Genomic DNA, 15,811 nt, shown 5'->3' with positions numbered 1-15,811 from the left:
GAAACGAGAACCAGAAGCGGGGAGCCCAGATGCTGCCCGTTTTTTTTACCGCTATTTTGCCAAAGAACGCATTCGCAGCGCGAGTAAGAAGGAAAAAGAACGATGAGTGAAGCCTCACAGACTCCGATTGAACAACTGCTTGAGATCATGGCGACCTTGCGCGATCCGCAAAAAGGCTGTCCGTGGGATCTGAAACAGTCCTTTGCCACCATTGTGCCGCACACCCTGGAAGAAGCGTACGAAGTGGCAGATGCCATTGAGCAGCAGAACTGGGACGATGTGCGTGAAGAGCTGGGGGATTTACTGTTTCAGGTGATTTTCTACAGTCAGTTAGGCAAAGAGCAGGGCTTGTTTGACTTCAATGATGTGGTACAGGGGATCAACGAAAAGCTGACTCGCCGTCATCCGCATGTTTTTGGCGACAAAGCATTTGCCAATGAGGCGGAAATCAACGCCAACTGGGAGGCGGAAAAAGCCAAAGAACGCGCCGAGAAGGGCGAAGACACCAGCGTGCTGGCAAACATTCCCCTTGCCTTACCGGCATTGACCCGTGCCGATAAAATCCAAAAGCGTTGTGCCAAGCACGGTTTTGACTGGGATACGCTTGGGCCGGTGGTCGATAAAGTGCACGAAGAGATTGAAGAGGTGATGGAAGAAGTCATCCAGGCATCACCGCAACAAGACCGAATTGAAGAAGAAATGGGCGATTTACTGTTTGCCGTGGCCAATTTTAGTCGCCATGTGGCAGTGAAACCGGAGCGGGCTTTACAGCGGGCCAACCAGAAATTTGAACGCCGTTTTCGCTTGGTTGAAAAAAATGTGCTAGAACAAGGAAAGCGCCTTGAAGACTGCTCGCTGGCGGAGTTAGACCGGATCTGGGATGCCGTAAAGCGCGGTGAGTCAAAAGGTTAGGGTATATCGAGATTTCGCCGAGGTGGTTATTAATAAAACTATTGATAGTCGCCTCGATAAGCAGAATTGATTTGAGACAAAAAAAAACCAATACTGCTGTGATAGTTTTCACGTTGTGGCAATAAGGGGTGTCTGGTATACTAATTTCCCGTCCAGATACTTTTTATATCCTCTATACCAATCTTCCAGGTAAAACATGACGACGAATTACATTTTTGTTACGGGCGGGGTCGTATCCTCACTAGGTAAAGGTATTGCTGCTGCATCTCTAGCGGCTATTCTAGAAGCTCGTGGTCTAAACGTGACCATGATGAAACTAGACCCTTACATCAACGTTGACCCAGGCACAATGAGCCCGATTCAGCATGGTGAAGTATTCGTAACGGAAGACGGTGCAGAGACTGACCTTGACCTTGGTCACTATGAGCGTTTCATCCGTACCAAGATGACTAAACGCAACAACTTTACTGCAGGCCGCGTGTACGCGGACGTACTGCGTAAAGAGCGCCGCGGTGACTACCTTGGTGCCACTATTCAGGTTATCCCACACATCACTAACGCGATCAAAGAGCGCGTTATCGCGGGTGCACAAGGCCACGACGTTGCTATCGTTGAAGTCGGCGGTACTGTGGGTGACATCGAATCCCTACCATTCATGGAAGCTATCCGTCAGCTAGCAGTAGAACTAGGCCGTGAGCGTGCAATGTTTATGCACCTAACACTGGTTCCTTACCTAGCGGCAGCAGGCGAAGTGAAAACCAAACCTACTCAGCACTCTGTAAAAGAACTGCTATCTATCGGTATTCAGCCAGACGTACTGATCTGTCGTAGTGATCGCATGATCCCTGCGAACGAGCGTGCGAAGATTGCTCTGTTCTGTAACGTTCAAGAGCGCGCTGTAATCTCAATGAAAGACGTTGATTCTATCTACAAGATCCCTCAGCTAATCAAAGCACAGGGCCTAGATGATCTTGTTTGTCAGCGTTTTGGCATTACTGCACCGGAAGCAAACCTGTCTGAGTGGGAACAAGTTATCTACGAAGAAGCTAACCCAACTGCAGAAGTTGTGATTGGTATGGTAGGTAAGTACATTGAACTGCCAGATGCATACAAGTCAGTAAACGAAGCGTTGAAACACGCGGGTCTGAAAAACCGTCTGTCAGTGAAAATCAAATACATTGACTCTCAGGACGTTGAATCTAAAGGCACAGAAGTGCTTGAAGGTCTAGACGCTATCCTTGTACCAGGTGGCTTCGGTAACCGTGGTGTAGAAGGTAAGATCCTGACTGCACAATACGCACGTGAAAACAAAGTGCCTTACTTGGGTATCTGTCTGGGTATGCAGGTTGCACTGATCGAATTCGCACGTAACGTAGCAGGCCTGGAAGGCGCGCACTCAACTGAATTTAATCCTGAGAGCAAATACCCAGTTGTTGGCCTGATCACTGAATGGGTTGATAACGAAGGTAACGTTGAAGAACGTAGTGAAAAATCGGATCTTGGCGGTACAATGCGTCTAGGTTCTCAGCTATGTCACCTTCAAGACGGTTCGAAAGCGCGTGCGCTTTACGGTAACGCAACTATCCATGAGCGTCACCGTCACCGTTACGAAGTGAACAACAACCTGCTTCCTAAACTGGAAAAAGCCGGTTTGAAAGTATCTGGTCTGTCAGCAGACAAGAAGCTAGTGGAAATCATTGAAATCCCGAACCACCCATGGTTCGTGGCTGCTCAGTTCCACCCAGAGTTCACCTCGACACCTCGCGACGGTCACCCACTGTTCGAAGGTTTCGTAAAAGCGGCTGGTGAAAACCAGCGTGGTGAACTGAAAAAGTAAGGATTACGGATAGCTGTAGCGCAGTGTTAGCTGCAGCTATTTTTTTAGCTTTTAATTTCAAGATAAAGCAAGAGGAAACACAATGTCTAAGATCGTTAAAGTTCTAGGTCGTGAAATCATCGACTCACGTGGTAACCCAACTGTTGAAGCTGAAGTACACCTAGAAGGCGGTTTCGTAGGTATGGCAGCTGCACCATCAGGTGCATCTACAGGTTCTCGCGAAGCTCTTGAGCTACGCGACGGTGACAAGTCACGTTTCCTAGGTAAAGGTGTTCTTAAAGCAATTGAAGCTGTAAACGGCCCAATCGCTGAAGCGCTAGTTGGCAAAGATGCTAAAGATCAAGCTGCAATCGATGCAATCATGATCGAACTAGACGGCACTGAGAACAAATCTAACTTTGGTGCAAACGCAATCCTAGCTGTATCTCTAGCTAACGCTAAAGCAGCAGCTGCTGCTAAAGGCATGCCTCTATACGAGCACATCGCTGAACTAAACGGTACTGCTGGTCAGTTCTCTATGCCTCTACCAATGATGAACATCATCAACGGTGGTGAGCACGCTGACAACAACGTTGACATCCAAGAGTTCATGATCCAGCCAGTTGGCGCTGCAACTCTGAAAGAAGCTGTACGCATGGGTGCGGAAGTATTCCACAACCTAGCTAAAGTACTTAAGTCTAAAGGCTACAACACAGCTGTTGGTGACGAAGGTGGTTTCGCTCCAAACCTTAAGTCTAACGCTGAAGCACTAGAAGTAATCGCAGAAGCTGTTGCTGCAGCTGGCTACGAGCTAGGCAAAGACGTTACTCTTGCTATGGACTGTGCAGCATCTGAGTTCTTCGACAAAGAAGCTGGCATCTACAACATGAAAGGTGAAGGCAAAACTTTCACTTCTGAAGAGTTCAACCACTACCTAGCGGGTCTAGTTGAGCAGTTCCCAATCGTATCTATCGAAGATGGTCTAGACGAGTCTGATTGGGCTGGTTTCGCACACCAGACTCAACTTCTTGGCGACAAGATCCAGCTAGTAGGTGACGATCTATTCGTTACTAACACTAAGATCCTAGCTGAAGGTATCGAGAAAGGCATCGCTAACTCTATCCTTATCAAGTTCAACCAAATCGGTTCTCTAACTGAGACTCTAGCTGCAATCAAGATGGCTAAAGACGCAGGTTACACAGCGGTAATCTCTCACCGTTCTGGCGAGACTGAAGATGCAACTATCGCTGACCTAGCGGTAGGTACTGCTGCAGGCCAAATCAAGACAGGTTCTATGAGCCGTTCTGACCGTGTTGCTAAGTACAACCAGCTAATCCGTATCGAAGAAGCTCTAGGTGCTAAAGCTCCTTTCAACGGTCTTAAAGAAGTGAAAGGCCAAGCTTAATTGATAGCTTGCCTGTGGGGATAACCTACACACTTTAATAAAAACCGCCTCTTAGGGGCGGTTTTTTTATGGGCGAATGATGGGCAGTTTGGGCTTAGGCGCTAGTGTCAAACTGCGCTTTATGGGATTATTGTCGGCTCAATTGTCTATCGTTGAATCAGGGATGTGGTATTTACCGAGGGTATTGTCTGTATAAGCAGGCAGTGTCATGGGTTAATAGCACTGATCATTGTCTGGAGAATGGAATGCGAATGCTTACCTTGCTGCTATTGGCAGTGTTGAGTTGGCTGCAATATGACTTCTGGTTAGGCAAAAATGGCATGCTGGATTATCTGGCGGTGAAAGATAATGTCGCCGTTCAGCAGCAAGCCAATGCGGAATTAGCGCAGCGTAACCAGCAAATGTATTTTGAAATTAATGATCTGAACCGAGGACAAGAGGCGATAGAAGAGCGGGCTCGCAATGAGCTTGGCATGATCCGCCCGGGCGAAACCTTCTTTCGTATAGTCGGGGAGTAACCCCGTAGGTCGCAGATTGTGTGCCTGAGCCTCAACCGTAAGAAGTGAAAACGGATGACCCAACGTGAAAAAATGATTGCAGTGGTGCCTGCAGCCGGAGTGGGCAGCCGTATGGCGGCTGATCGCCCGAAACAGTACTTACACATTGCTGGCAAGACGATTCTGGAACACACCGTCGCGCGCTTGCTGGCCCATCCATCGATTGACCAAGTGATTGTCGCTATCAGCGAGCAGGATCCGTATTTTCCGCAGTTGCCGCTGGCTAACGATCCGCGTGTCGTGCGGGTTAATGGCGGTGCAGAGCGTGCCGATTCGGTATTTGCCGGATTGGCAGCGATTGACGATCCCAATACCTGGGTCTTGGTGCATGACGCTGCGCGTCCGTGTTTGCAGTTGAGTGATGTGGATGCGCTCATTGCTGGCGCCTTGGCCTCGCCTTACGGGGCGATTTTGGCTGCGCCTGTGCGTGATACCATGAAACGCGGCAATGGCGCAGGCGAGATCGCCAGCACGGTCGATCGCAGCGATTTGTGGCACGCCCTAACGCCCCAGATGTTCCGAGCCGGTACGTTAACCCACGCTTTGCAACAGGCGTTGGAGGAGGGGGCGGTGATCACCGATGAAGCGTCTGCGATGGAGCATGGCCAGATGGCCCCTCAACTCGTGAAAGGACGGGCCGATAACCTGAAGGTGACGCAACCGGAAGATCTCGCGCTGGCAGAATTTTATTTAAACAAGATGATGAGGGAAGCGGAATGATGCGAATTGGACACGGCTTTGATGTACACAAGTTTGGTGGCGAAGGGCCGGTAATTATTGGCGGCGTTGCGATCCCTTATGAGCAAGGTTTGATTGCGCACTCTGACGGTGATGTGGCGTTGCACGCAGTGTGTGATGCGCTGCTTGGTGCCATTGCGGCTGGCGATATTGGTCGTCACTTCCCGGATACCGATGCCGAGTGGGCCGGTGCCGACAGCCGTGCGCTGCTACGCGATGTCTACAGTAAGGTGAAGGCCAAAGGCTACCGTCTGGGCAACGTGGATGTCACCATCATTGCACAGGCACCGAAAATGGCCCCTTACATTGAGGCCATGTGTCAGGCGATTGCTGAGGATTTGGAAACCGACATTGGCAACGTCAATGTGAAAGCGACCACCTCAGAGCGTTTAGGTTTTACCGGCCGCAAAGAAGGCATTGCCTGTGAAGCGGTGGTATTGATCTGCCAACAATAAGACAAGGCTAATGCCGATTTTGGCGTTAACTTTACAAACGGGCACATGAGTGCCACGAATAAATGGTGTATGTATGTCTACAGTAATGGACAGTTTCAGCTGGTTATACGGAAAACCAAGCTGTCAGGGCCGCATTAAGGTCGAGCCTGAAGATTTTGTGGTAAAGGAAAATTTGGGCTTTGCGTTTGCGGGTACTGGCGAGCACTTCATGGTGAAAATCCGTAAAACGGGCGAAAACACCAAGTATGTGGTGAACGAGCTGGCAAAAGCGTGCGGCGTAAAATCCCGTGACGTGAGCTGGGCGGGCCTGAAAGATCGCCATGCTGTGACCGAGCAGTGGCTGAGTGTGCACCTGCCGGGTAAAGCGGATCCGGATCTGAGCGCGTTTGAAGCGGAACACCCAGGCGTAGAAGTGCTGGAAACCGCGCGCCACGATAAGAAATTGCGCCCAGGTGATTTGGTGGGTAATGCCTTCCAATTGCGCCTGCGTGACTTGGATCAGCCGGAAGAGGTGATTGCACGTCTGGCTCAGATCCGCGAACACGGCGTACCGAACTACTTCGGTGAGCAGCGTTTTGGTCATAACGGTAACAACGTCACGAAAGCCCGTGCATGGGGTAACGATGAGTTCCGTGTCCGTGATAAGAGCAAGCGCAGCTTCTACCTGTCTGCGGCCCGTTCTTGGATGTTTAACCAAGTGCTGTCTGCGCGTATTGAAAATAACACCGTTCGCAGCGTGATGGCCGGTGACTGGCTGGAATCTGAGGCTGACCCACGTGGCATGCTGGTGGCGACGGTGACTGACAGCATTCAACAGGATGTCGACGCGGGCCGTTTGTCTATCACGGCACCGATGATGGGGGATAACGCCCTGCCAACCACAGCAGATGCACAAGCGTTTGAAATGGCGATTGTGGAACAAGAGCCGGCATTACTGAAGCTGATCCGCGATAACCGTATGCGCCATGAGCGTCGTCCGCTGTTGCTTAAGCCTGAGCAAGTGGAATGGCAGCACGATGGCGACACGATCACCGTGTCTTTTGCGTTACCGGCGGGCTGTTTTGCGACAGCCGTAGTACGTGAAATGATGCAGGAAATCGTGGATGAAACCGAAGGTACTGAACACGATGCGTATTCTGATCAGTAACGACGACGGTATTTTTGCTGAAGGGATCAATACTCTGGCTCGGGTGCTGTCCGAGCTGGGGGAAGTGACTGTGGTCGCGCCGGACCGTAATCGGTCGGGCGCATCCAACTCTCTGAGTCTGGATAACCCGCTCCGTATCCGCGAGGAAGGCGAACGCCGAATCTCTGTGGAAGGCACACCGACAGATTGCGTGCATTTTGCCTTGAACGAATGGCTGGATGAACGGCCAGACGTGGTGGTCACGGGGATCAATCACGGGGCGAACCTGGGCGATGACGTGCTCTATTCCGGCACCGTCGCGGCGGCCACCGAAGGGCACTTCCTTGGCGTACCGGCGATTGCAGTTTCCTTGGTGGGGGATACCCATTTTGACACTGCCGCACAGGTGGTGAAGCACGTTTTGCTGAGAATCGAAACCCACCCGCTGCCGATGAACCGCATTTTGAACATCAATGTGCCGGATGTGCCGTTGGCAGAGCTGGGGCCGTGGCAGGTCACCCGTTTAGGGGCCCGTCACCGTGCTGAAAACATGGTGAAAGCGGTCGATCCACGCGGTAAAACGCTGTACTGGTTAGGGCCGCCGGGGCCTTGTCAGGATGCCGGTCCGGGCACGGACTTTTATGCCATCGAGCAGGGGAGTGTGTCAGTGACCCCGTTACAGGTGGATCTCACCGCACACGATGCGCTAGATGCGCTGCAGCATTGGGTTAACGATCAGGAGATAAAGTAAGGATGCGCTATGTGGATGAGCGGAACGCCCTACTGAAGTATCTGTCTCAGCAAGGGATCCGTGATAACAGGGTGCTTCAGGCGATCGCCGCCGTGCCTCGCGAGGTGTTTATCGATGAAGCCTTGTCACACAAAGCCTATGAAAATAATGCGCTGCCTATCGGTAACGGGCAGACCATTTCCCAGCCGTACATTGTGGCCAGAATGACAGAGCTGATGGCCTTGGTGCCACAGTCGCGCATTCTGGAGATTGGCACGGGATCGGGATACCAGACCGCAGTGCTATCGCATCTGGTGGATCATGTGTATTCGGTGGAGCGCATTAAAGCATTACAGTGGCGCGCCAAACGCCGCCTGAACCAATTGTCGATTCACAATGTGTCGACCAAGCACGGGGACGGTTGGCAGGGATGGGCCGCCAAAGGGCCGTTTGATGCCATTATCGTGACAGCGGCGGCGGCGGATATTCCGATGGCACTGCTGGAGCAGTTAGCTGACGGCGGTCGGCTGATTGTACCGGTCGGGCAAGAGACCCAAGTGTTAAAATTGATTGTGCGTGACGGCGACCGTTATCGTGCCAGCGATATCGAGCCGGTACGTTTTGTTCCATTGGTGGCAGGGGAACTGCTGTATTAAATGAAGGTGAGTGCGTCTGTGTCAGTGATCAAACCAACCGTAAAGTGGACAGTATTGGCTGTCGGCTTGTGGCTGTCTGGCTGTAGTAATCATACGCCCGCACCCGTCACGAGTTTGGGAAAGGATTATCATACCCTGGAGCGAGGCAGCTACCGGGGGAGTTACTATGAAGTGCAAAAAGGCGATACCTTGTACTTTATTTCCTATATCACGGACAAAGACGTTAATGAGCTGATCGTTTATAACCGCCTAGCTGCCCCGTATACCATTTATCCGGGGCAGAAACTGCAATTGTGGAAGCCCAAGTACGTGGCGCCGCAATACGGCAAGACAGTACCGATCACCCCGCCGGTGACACAAACGGCACACAAGGCCAAGCCGGTGATCACACCGACACCGAAGCCGACGCCACAACCTGCGACTAAACCGGCTCCCCAGAAGCCGGCACCGGTCGCGGTGGCTAAATCTGAAACTGTGCAAAAAAACAGCAATAAAAATATTGATCCAGCTCCCACAAAAGAGTACCCTCAAAAAGCTGAAAGTAACAAAGTTGTTACAAATAAGCCGAAGCCGACACCGAAGCCAAGCAATACCAAAGTGGATAAATGGACATGGCCAACACAAGGACGGGTCATTGCGCGTTTCTCCAATAGCGAGAACGGCAACAAAGGGCTGGATATTGCAGGGCAACGAGGTCAAGCCATTAAAGCGTCCGCTGACGGCGTGGTGGTGTATGCCGGTAACGCGTTACGCGGATATGGCAATCTGGTGATTATTAAGCACAGCGAGGATTTCCTCAGTGCGTATGCGCACAATGACCAGATGTATGTAAAGGAGCAGCAGCGTGTGAAAGTGGGGGAGAAAATTGCCACCATGGGTAGCACGGGCACCAACAACGTGCGGCTCCATTTTGAAATCCGATACAAAGGCAAATCTGTTGATCCAATGCGGTACTTGCCGCGATAGAGAACATGACAGAGTGAAGTTGTAATGTCTTGCTAACTCGCCATCTGGGAGGCGCTATGAGTAGAAGCAATACTGCTACAGAGATAGACGATTTCGATTTAGATCAGGAAATGGAGATGGAAGCGGCCCGCGTCGACACCAAAGCGGAAACGACGGAAACGGTGGATGACGATGTAGATATGTCTCAGTTTGGGACGCCGCAAAAAGCCTTGGATGCGACGCAGCTTTATCTGGGTGAAATTGGTTTCTCTCCACTACTTACCGCCGAAGAGGAAGTACTGTATGCCCGCCGTGCGTTGCGCGGTGATGAAGCCGCCCGTAAACGGATGATTGAGAGTAATCTGCGTTTGGTGGTCAAAATCTCTCGCCGTTACAGCAACCGGGGCTTAGCCTTGTTGGATCTGGTGGAAGAGGGCAACCTGGGCCTCATTCGCGCCGTGGAAAAATTCGACCCTGAACGGGGCTTCCGTTTCTCGACCTATGCCACCTGGTGGATCCGCCAAACCATTGAGCGGGCCATCATGAACCAAACCCGCACCATTCGCCTGCCGATCCATGTCGTGAAAGAACTCAACGTGTACCTGCGTACTGCCCGCGAGCTGGCACAAAAACTGGATCACGAACCCACCGCCGAAGACATCGCGTTCAAACTGGATAAATCTGTCGATGACGTCAACCGCATGCTGCGCCTCAATGAGCGTGTCGGCTCGGTCGATAATCCCATTGGCGGCGATTCAGAAAAAGCGCTGCTGGATATTATTCCGGATGAGAAAAGCGGTGGACCGGAAACTTCGACCCAAGATGACGACATCAAAGTCTCCATTGTCCATTGGTTGCAAGAGCTGAACCCGAAACAGCGTGAAGTGCTGGCACGGCGTTTTGGCTTGCTGGGCTATGAAGCCTCGACCTTGGAAGATGTGGGACGTGAAATTGGCCTGACCCGTGAGCGGGTACGTCAAATTCAGGTGGAAGGGCTACGTCGCCTGCGTGACATGCTGACCCACCAAGGCCTCAGCATTGAGTCGTTGTTTAATCAGGAGCAGCTGTAACGTCACCTTCTTTATTTCCATTTTTGACGTACAACGGTGTGCTTTTCCAAGGCAAAGAAAAAGGGTTGATGCCATGCATCAACCCTTTTTTATTTCGAAGATTATTCGTTTACGTACTTGGCTGAGAAGCCGTTACAGCAGCGCTTTTAGGCGATACAGCTCATCCAGTGCCTGACGCGGGGTCATTTCATCCGGGTTGATGCGCGCCAGTGCGTCTTCTACTTCACTCGGCTCTGGGATCAGGCTGAGCTGGTTCTCGACACGCGGGGCAGTACTTGTCTTCGCGGCTGTGCTTTGTGGTTCAATCGCTTGCTGGTGGCCGCTGGCCTCGAGCTGCTGCAGTTTGAACTTAGCGCGTTTGATCACCGGCTTTGGCACACCGGCCAAGCTCGCCACGGCCAAGCCGTATGACTTGCTGGCTGCGCCTTCTTGTACTGCGTGCATAAAGGCAATTTCATCACCGTGCTCGACCGCATCCAAGTGCACGTTCGCTAAGCCGTCAATCAGAGATGGCAGCTCCGTCAGCTCAAAGTAGTGGGTGGCAAACAGCGTCATCGCGGCAATTTTCTCTGCCAGCCATTCGGCACTGGCCCATGCCAGCGACAGACCGTCATAGGTACTGGTACCGCGACCGATTTCATCCATCAATACCAGGCTGTGCTTGGTGGCATTGTGCAGGATATTGGCGGTTTCGGTCATTTCTACCATGAAGGTCGAACGGCCAGACGCCAGGTCATCCGATGCGCCGATACGGGTGAAAATACGATCCAACGGGCCGATCTTCACCGCATCTGCCGGCACAAACGAGCCGACATGGGCCAGCAGGGCAATCAAGGCCGTTTGACGCATGTAGGTCGATTTACCGCCCATGTTCGGACCGGTAATGATCAACATGCGGCGGTCTTGGTGCAACGCAATCGGGTTGGCGATAAACGGTTCATTCAGTACTTGCTCGACCACCGGGTGACGACCGGCACTGATCTCAATACCCGGCCGCTCAACCAACTCTGGACGGCAGTAGTTCAGGGTATCGGCACGCTCAGCCAGGTTCGCCAGAACATCCAGCTCTGACAGGGCGCTGGCGGCATTTTGCAGTTGCTCCAGGTGTGGCAACAGCAAGTCAAACAGTTCATCCCACAGCTTTTTCTCAAGGGCGAGTGCTTTGGATTTTGAGTTCAGTACCTTGTCTTCGTGCGCTTTGAGCTCAGGAATGATGTAACGCTCGGCATTTTTCAGCGTTTGGCGGCGCACGTAGTGGCTTGGCACCAAGTGGCTTTGACCACGGCTGACCTGAATGTAGAAACCGTGTACTTGGTTAAAGCCCACTTTCAGGCTGTCGATATCGTGACGTTCACGCTCGCTCGCTTCCAGCTCTTCCAAGAATTTGGTTGCGCCGTCGGCCAAGTCACGCCACTCGTCGAGTTCGGCGTTGTAGCCTGGGGCCAAAACGCCACCGTCACGGATCACCACCGGTGGGTTTTCAATGATGGCACGTTCCAGCAGTTCACACAGTTCGTCCATCGGCGCTGCCGCTTGGGCGAGCTGACCAATACGCGGCTGGCTGATCTCGCTCAGTAGATCGCTCACTTCCGGCAGGTGTTGCAGCGCGGTACGCATACGGGCCAAGTCGCGAGGACGGGCAGAGCGCAGGGCCAAACGGGCCAGAATACGTTCCAGATCGCCCATGTGACGCAACACGCCCGCCAGATCCAAGAACAGGCTGGTGTCTTTGAACGCACTGATAGCATCCAAGCGGCCATTCAATTGTTTTTGATCGCGGATCGGCTGGTGCAGCCAACGCTTGAGCAGGCGGCTACCCATTGGGGTGGCGGTGTGATCCAGTACCGACGCCAAGGTGTTATCAAAGCCACCGGCCAGATTCTGGGTCAGCTCCAGGTTGCGACGGGTCGCGGCATCTAAGATCACCGCATGATCTTTGGTGTCTTGGGTGATGGCACGAATATGGGGCAGCGCGGTACGCTGGGTATCTTTCACGTACTGCAGCAAACAACCGGCCGCGCACAGGCCGCGTTCGGCGTTTTCGACACCAAAGCCGACCAAGTCACGGGTACCAAACTGCATGGTCAGTTGCTGGCGCGCGGTCTCTAAATCAAATTCCCATACCGGACGACGACGGCTGCCTTTGATGTGTTGCAGCATGCCTGGCAGGGCAAAATCTTCCGGGTACAGCAGTTCTGCCGGGCTGGTGCGTTGCAGTTCAGCCTGCATTGCCTCTTCGGTATCCGGCTCGGTCAGCATGAAGCGGCCAGAGGTAATGTCCAGCGTGGCGTAACCAAACGCATCGCCGTGCTGGTAAATCGCGGCGATCAGGTTATCGTGACGTTCATTCAACAAGGCTTCGTCACTGACCGTCCCCGGCGTGATGATGCGCACCACTTGGCGCTCAACCGGGCCTTTGCTGGTGGCCGGATCGCCGATCTGCTCACAGATCGCAACGGAAACACCTTGCTGAACCAGTTTCGCCAGGTAGCCTTCCACGGCATGGTACGGTACACCGGCCATCGGGATCGGTTCGCCATTGGACGAGCCGCGTTTGGTCAGTGAGATATCCAGCAGTTGGGAAGCGCGTTTGGCGTCATCAAAGAATAATTCGTAGAAGTCACCCATGCGGTAGAACAGCAGGACATCAGGGTTTTCCGCCTTGATCCGTAAAAACTGCTGCATCATAGGTGTGTGCTTTTCTAAGCCTTTTATGGTCACGATTTTGCCTGCTTGTAGTGCCGGTCGGGACGCTGACGCGCTGCCGTGGCCGGGAAAATTTCTGACCGCTTAGGATACGTGAATCGCTGCGTTGGGCAAAGGGCTGGACAGGATTTTTCATCGGGCAAAAAGGGCGGTGCAGTGAGATTGCCTGAAGCGGGGAAGGCGGAGTATGGTATAGGCCATTTCCTCTTATTTTCAGACAGGGAGCACGGGATGGAACGAGCACAACGACTGGGCCAGCAACTGGCGCGTCAGCAGTGGGTGGCTGCCACGGCAGAATCCTGTACCGGCGGCGGGATCGCCAGTGCCATTACCGATATTGCGGGCAGTTCCGCGTGGTTTGATCGGGCGTTTATTACCTACAGCAACGAGGCCAAACAAGACATGTTGGGCGTTGCGGCCCAAACGCTTAACGACCACGGCGCAGTCAGTGAAGCGGTAGTGTATGAAATGGCGCGCGGTGCCTTGGCGCACTCTCTGGCTCATATCAGCGTGGCGGTCAGCGGCATTGCCGGCCCGGGTGGCGGCAGTGATGCCAAACCGGTCGGTACGGTGTGGCTGGCCTGGGCGGATCACACCGGGTGGGCAGACGCGCAGTGTTTCCACTTTGACGGGGACAGGGTCGCGGTGCGCCAACAAGCGGTCGATGCCGCATTGGACGGATTGCTGGCACGCTTGGTGTCGTTGGAAAAGCGTGAAGCGGATCAATAACAAAGCCATCGCGGACAAAAAAAGTTTTATTCAGTGCTAGACACTGTATGAATAGACAGTATACTAGTCATCATAATCAGTACTTAATCTAAGCATCAATTCAGCATCCCTGGGAGAGTCGAATGGACGACAATAAGCAGAAGGCACTTGCCGCCGCATTAGGTCAAATTGAAAAACAATTCGGTAAAGGCTCGATCATGAAATTGGGCGATAACCGCACAATGGATGTCGAGACTGTATCGACTGGCTCTTTGTCGCTTGATATCGCCTTGGGTGCGGGTGGTCTGCCAATGGGCCGTATCGTTGAAATCTACGGTCCGGAATCATCAGGTAAAACCACATTGACGCTGGAAGTGATTGCTGCGGCGCAGCGCGAAGGCAAAACCTGTGCGTTTATCGATGCCGAGCACGCGCTAGACCCAATCTACGCCAAGAAACTGGGCGTAGATATCGACCAGCTATTGGTGTCTCAGCCTGACACCGGTGAACAGGCGCTGGAAATTGCTGACGCATTGGCACGTTCAGGTGCGGTCGACATTCTGGTGGTTGACTCCGTGGCAGCACTGACGCCAAAAGCGGAAATCGAAGGTGAAATGGGTGACTCACACATGGGTCTGCAGGCACGTATGCTGTCTCAGGCGATGCGTAAGCTAACCGGTAACCTGAAGCAATCAAACTGTATGTGTATCTTCATCAACCAGATCCGTATGAAGATCGGTGTGATGTTCGGTAACCCAGAAACCACGACCGGTGGTAACGCCCTGAAATTCTATGCTTCTGTACGTTTGGATATTCGCCGTACCGGTGCTATCAAAGAAGGCGACGAAGTGGTGGGTAACGAAACCCGTATTAAGGTTGTGAAGAACAAGATTGCGGCACCGTTTAAGCAAGCGGACACGCAAATTCTTTACGGTCTGGGCTTCAACCGTCAGGGTGAGCTGGTGGATCTTGGCGTGAAGCACAAGATGATCGAAAAAGCCGGTGCATGGTACAGCTACAAGGGTGACAAGATTGGTCAGGGTAAAGCGAACGCGTGTAAGTTCCTGACTGAGAACCCAGAAATTGCGGCTGAAATTGAAAAGCAACTGCGTGATCTACTGCTGAATAACCCAGAGCACGACGCGGCAGCCAGCAAAGAGCCAAGCCTAGAAGAGATGGATGCGGAAGACGAAGAGTTTTAAGCCGTCCATGAATGAAAAAGCCCTGCTTAGCGGGGCTTTTTGCTATCTGTCGTCCTGAAAAGCAGGCCCTGAATGTACATGAAGCCCCGAATGTACGTGGAGAAAAAGACACCATGACGATAAAACGAAAAACGCCCACCATCAGCGCCAAAGAAGCGGCCGTGCGTTATCTCTCCCGCAGCGATCACGCAGAGCAGGCGTTGCGTCAGAAGCTGTTGCAACGCGGGTATGCCGAGCAAGACGCGGATGAGGCCATTGCGTATTGTCAGGACTATAACTGGCTGGATGATGCCCGTTATGCCGCGACCGTGCGCCGTAATGGGATTGCCAAAGGCTGGGGCGCTCTGCGGATCCAGCAAGAGATGACGCAAAAAGGCGTGCATGAATGGCTGATACGCCAGCAATTTGAAGACGATACCTTTGACTGGTTTGAACATGCCCGCGCGGTGGCGGTGCGTAAGTTTGGTGAGAGCGTGGCAGAGACCGCATCGATGCCTCAGAAAGAGCAAGCTCGCCGTTGCCGTTTTCTGCAATCCCGTGGGTTTGAATTTGAGCAGATCCAATATGCGCTCAATATTGAGGATGACTACTTGTAACGCCGCAGGCAGTGTCGTCAGTCAGGGGAGGCCATCGCGAGCCCGTGGCGATATGTCGCACACTCAGTGGGCTGAAATTGCCCCATTTCTCAACATAACGTTTCCCGTATTGCCTGCCGTTGTTTTACAATAACCTTCAAAGAATTTATGTTAATGCCATCACTGCCATCCCCGTGTGTCCTTCCCGGG

15 protein-coding genes are annotated in these 15,811 nt (G+C 52.7%); 14 read left to right on the top strand and 1 reads right to left on the bottom strand.

All coding sequences use genetic code 11. From position 1 onward, the window contains the following. Nucleotides 1-102: 102 nt before the first annotated feature. The 11 genes from mazG (at nt 103) to rpoS (ending at nt 10,410) form a co-directional block, all read left to right on the top strand. On the top strand, nt 103-912 hold the full coding sequence (mazG, locus tag ABT58_RS19795) for a nucleoside triphosphate pyrophosphohydrolase (protein WP_047876171.1): 810 nt from the start codon (nt 103-105) through the stop codon (nt 910-912). Between the two features lie 196 nt (nt 913-1,108). Continuing rightward, complete coding sequence (locus ABT58_RS19790) at nt 1,109-2,749, top strand: CTP synthase (protein ID WP_047876170.1); 1,641 nt, start codon at nt 1,109-1,111, stop codon at nt 2,747-2,749. A gap of 82 nt (nt 2,750-2,831) precedes the next feature. Continuing rightward, entirely contained in the window at nt 2,832-4,133 is a 1,302-nt protein-coding gene (eno, locus tag ABT58_RS19785) for a phosphopyruvate hydratase (protein WP_047876169.1), read from the top strand. Between the two features lie 245 nt (nt 4,134-4,378). Continuing rightward, a complete protein-coding gene (gene ftsB, locus ABT58_RS19780) occupies nt 4,379-4,651 on the top strand; it encodes a cell division protein FtsB (protein WP_047876168.1) in 273 nt (90 codons plus the stop codon). Nucleotides 4,652-4,705: 54 nt separating this feature from the next. Beyond that, nucleotides 4,706-5,410 (top strand): 2-C-methyl-D-erythritol 4-phosphate cytidylyltransferase, encoded by a 705-nt coding sequence (ispD, locus tag ABT58_RS19775; protein WP_047876167.1) that lies wholly within the window; start codon nt 4,706-4,708, stop codon nt 5,408-5,410. After that, complete coding sequence (gene ispF, locus ABT58_RS19770) at nt 5,410-5,883, top strand: 2-C-methyl-D-erythritol 2,4-cyclodiphosphate synthase (RefSeq protein ID WP_047876230.1); 474 nt, start codon at nt 5,410-5,412, stop codon at nt 5,881-5,883. Before ispD ends, ispF begins: the two co-directional genes overlap by 1 nt. A gap of 73 nt (nt 5,884-5,956) precedes the next feature. Then, nucleotides 5,957-7,030: a tRNA pseudouridine(13) synthase TruD gene (gene truD, locus ABT58_RS19765; RefSeq protein ID WP_047876166.1), complete on the top strand. Its 1,074-nt coding sequence runs from the start codon at nt 5,957-5,959 to the stop codon at nt 7,028-7,030. Continuing rightward, nucleotides 7,011-7,760 carry a 5'/3'-nucleotidase SurE gene (gene surE, locus ABT58_RS19760; protein ID WP_047876229.1) on the top strand — a complete coding sequence of 250 codons (750 nt, stop codon included), beginning with the start codon at nt 7,011-7,013 and terminating at the stop codon, nt 7,758-7,760. The genes truD and surE overlap by 20 nt, the downstream gene beginning before the upstream one ends. Nucleotides 7,761-7,762: 2 nt before the next feature. Further along, nucleotides 7,763-8,395, top strand: a complete 633-nt coding sequence (locus ABT58_RS19755) for a protein-L-isoaspartate(D-aspartate) O-methyltransferase (protein WP_047876165.1) — start codon at nt 7,763-7,765, stop codon at nt 8,393-8,395. Beyond that, complete coding sequence (locus ABT58_RS19750) at nt 8,396-9,361, top strand: peptidoglycan DD-metalloendopeptidase family protein (RefSeq protein WP_047876164.1); 966 nt, start codon at nt 8,396-8,398, stop codon at nt 9,359-9,361. It abuts the gene before it with no gap. A 56-nt stretch (nt 9,362-9,417) separates the two neighbouring features. Further along, a complete protein-coding gene (gene rpoS, locus ABT58_RS19745) occupies nt 9,418-10,410 on the top strand; it encodes an RNA polymerase sigma factor RpoS (protein WP_047876163.1) in 993 nt (330 codons plus the stop codon). A gap of 132 nt (nt 10,411-10,542) precedes the next feature. Here rpoS and mutS read toward each other — a convergent pair whose 3' ends face one another. Next, nucleotides 10,543-13,098: a DNA mismatch repair protein MutS gene (mutS, locus tag ABT58_RS19740; RefSeq protein ID WP_420806588.1), complete on the bottom strand. Its 2,556-nt coding sequence runs from the start codon at nt 13,096-13,098 to the stop codon at nt 10,543-10,545. A gap of 249 nt (nt 13,099-13,347) precedes the next feature. Here mutS and ABT58_RS19735 point away from each other — a divergent pair, with 249 nt between their 5' ends. The 3 genes from ABT58_RS19735 to ABT58_RS19725 all read left to right on the top strand — a co-directional run bounded on the left by ABT58_RS19735 (nt 13,348) and on the right by ABT58_RS19725 (nt 15,622). Further along, nucleotides 13,348-13,845: a CinA family protein gene (locus ABT58_RS19735; protein ID WP_047876161.1), complete on the top strand. Its 498-nt coding sequence runs from the start codon at nt 13,348-13,350 to the stop codon at nt 13,843-13,845. Nucleotides 13,846-13,967: 122 nt separating this feature from the next. Next, complete coding sequence (recA, locus tag ABT58_RS19730; RefSeq protein WP_047876160.1) at nt 13,968-15,026, top strand: recombinase RecA; 1,059 nt, start codon at nt 13,968-13,970, stop codon at nt 15,024-15,026. An 11-nt stretch (nt 15,027-15,037) separates the two neighbouring features. Further along, nucleotides 15,038-15,622, top strand: a complete 585-nt coding sequence (locus ABT58_RS19725) for a regulatory protein RecX (protein WP_229821760.1) — start codon at nt 15,038-15,040, stop codon at nt 15,620-15,622. The last annotated feature ends 189 nt before the right edge of the window (nt 15,623-15,811 follow it).

This window comes from Photobacterium aphoticum (assembly GCF_001029435.1).
In the GTDB taxonomy this organism is placed as follows: domain Bacteria; phylum Pseudomonadota; class Gammaproteobacteria; order Enterobacterales; family Vibrionaceae; genus Photobacterium; species Photobacterium aphoticum.
Note: the sequence above shows the minus strand (reverse complement) of the source record. Positions and strands in the feature narration are given on the sequence as shown.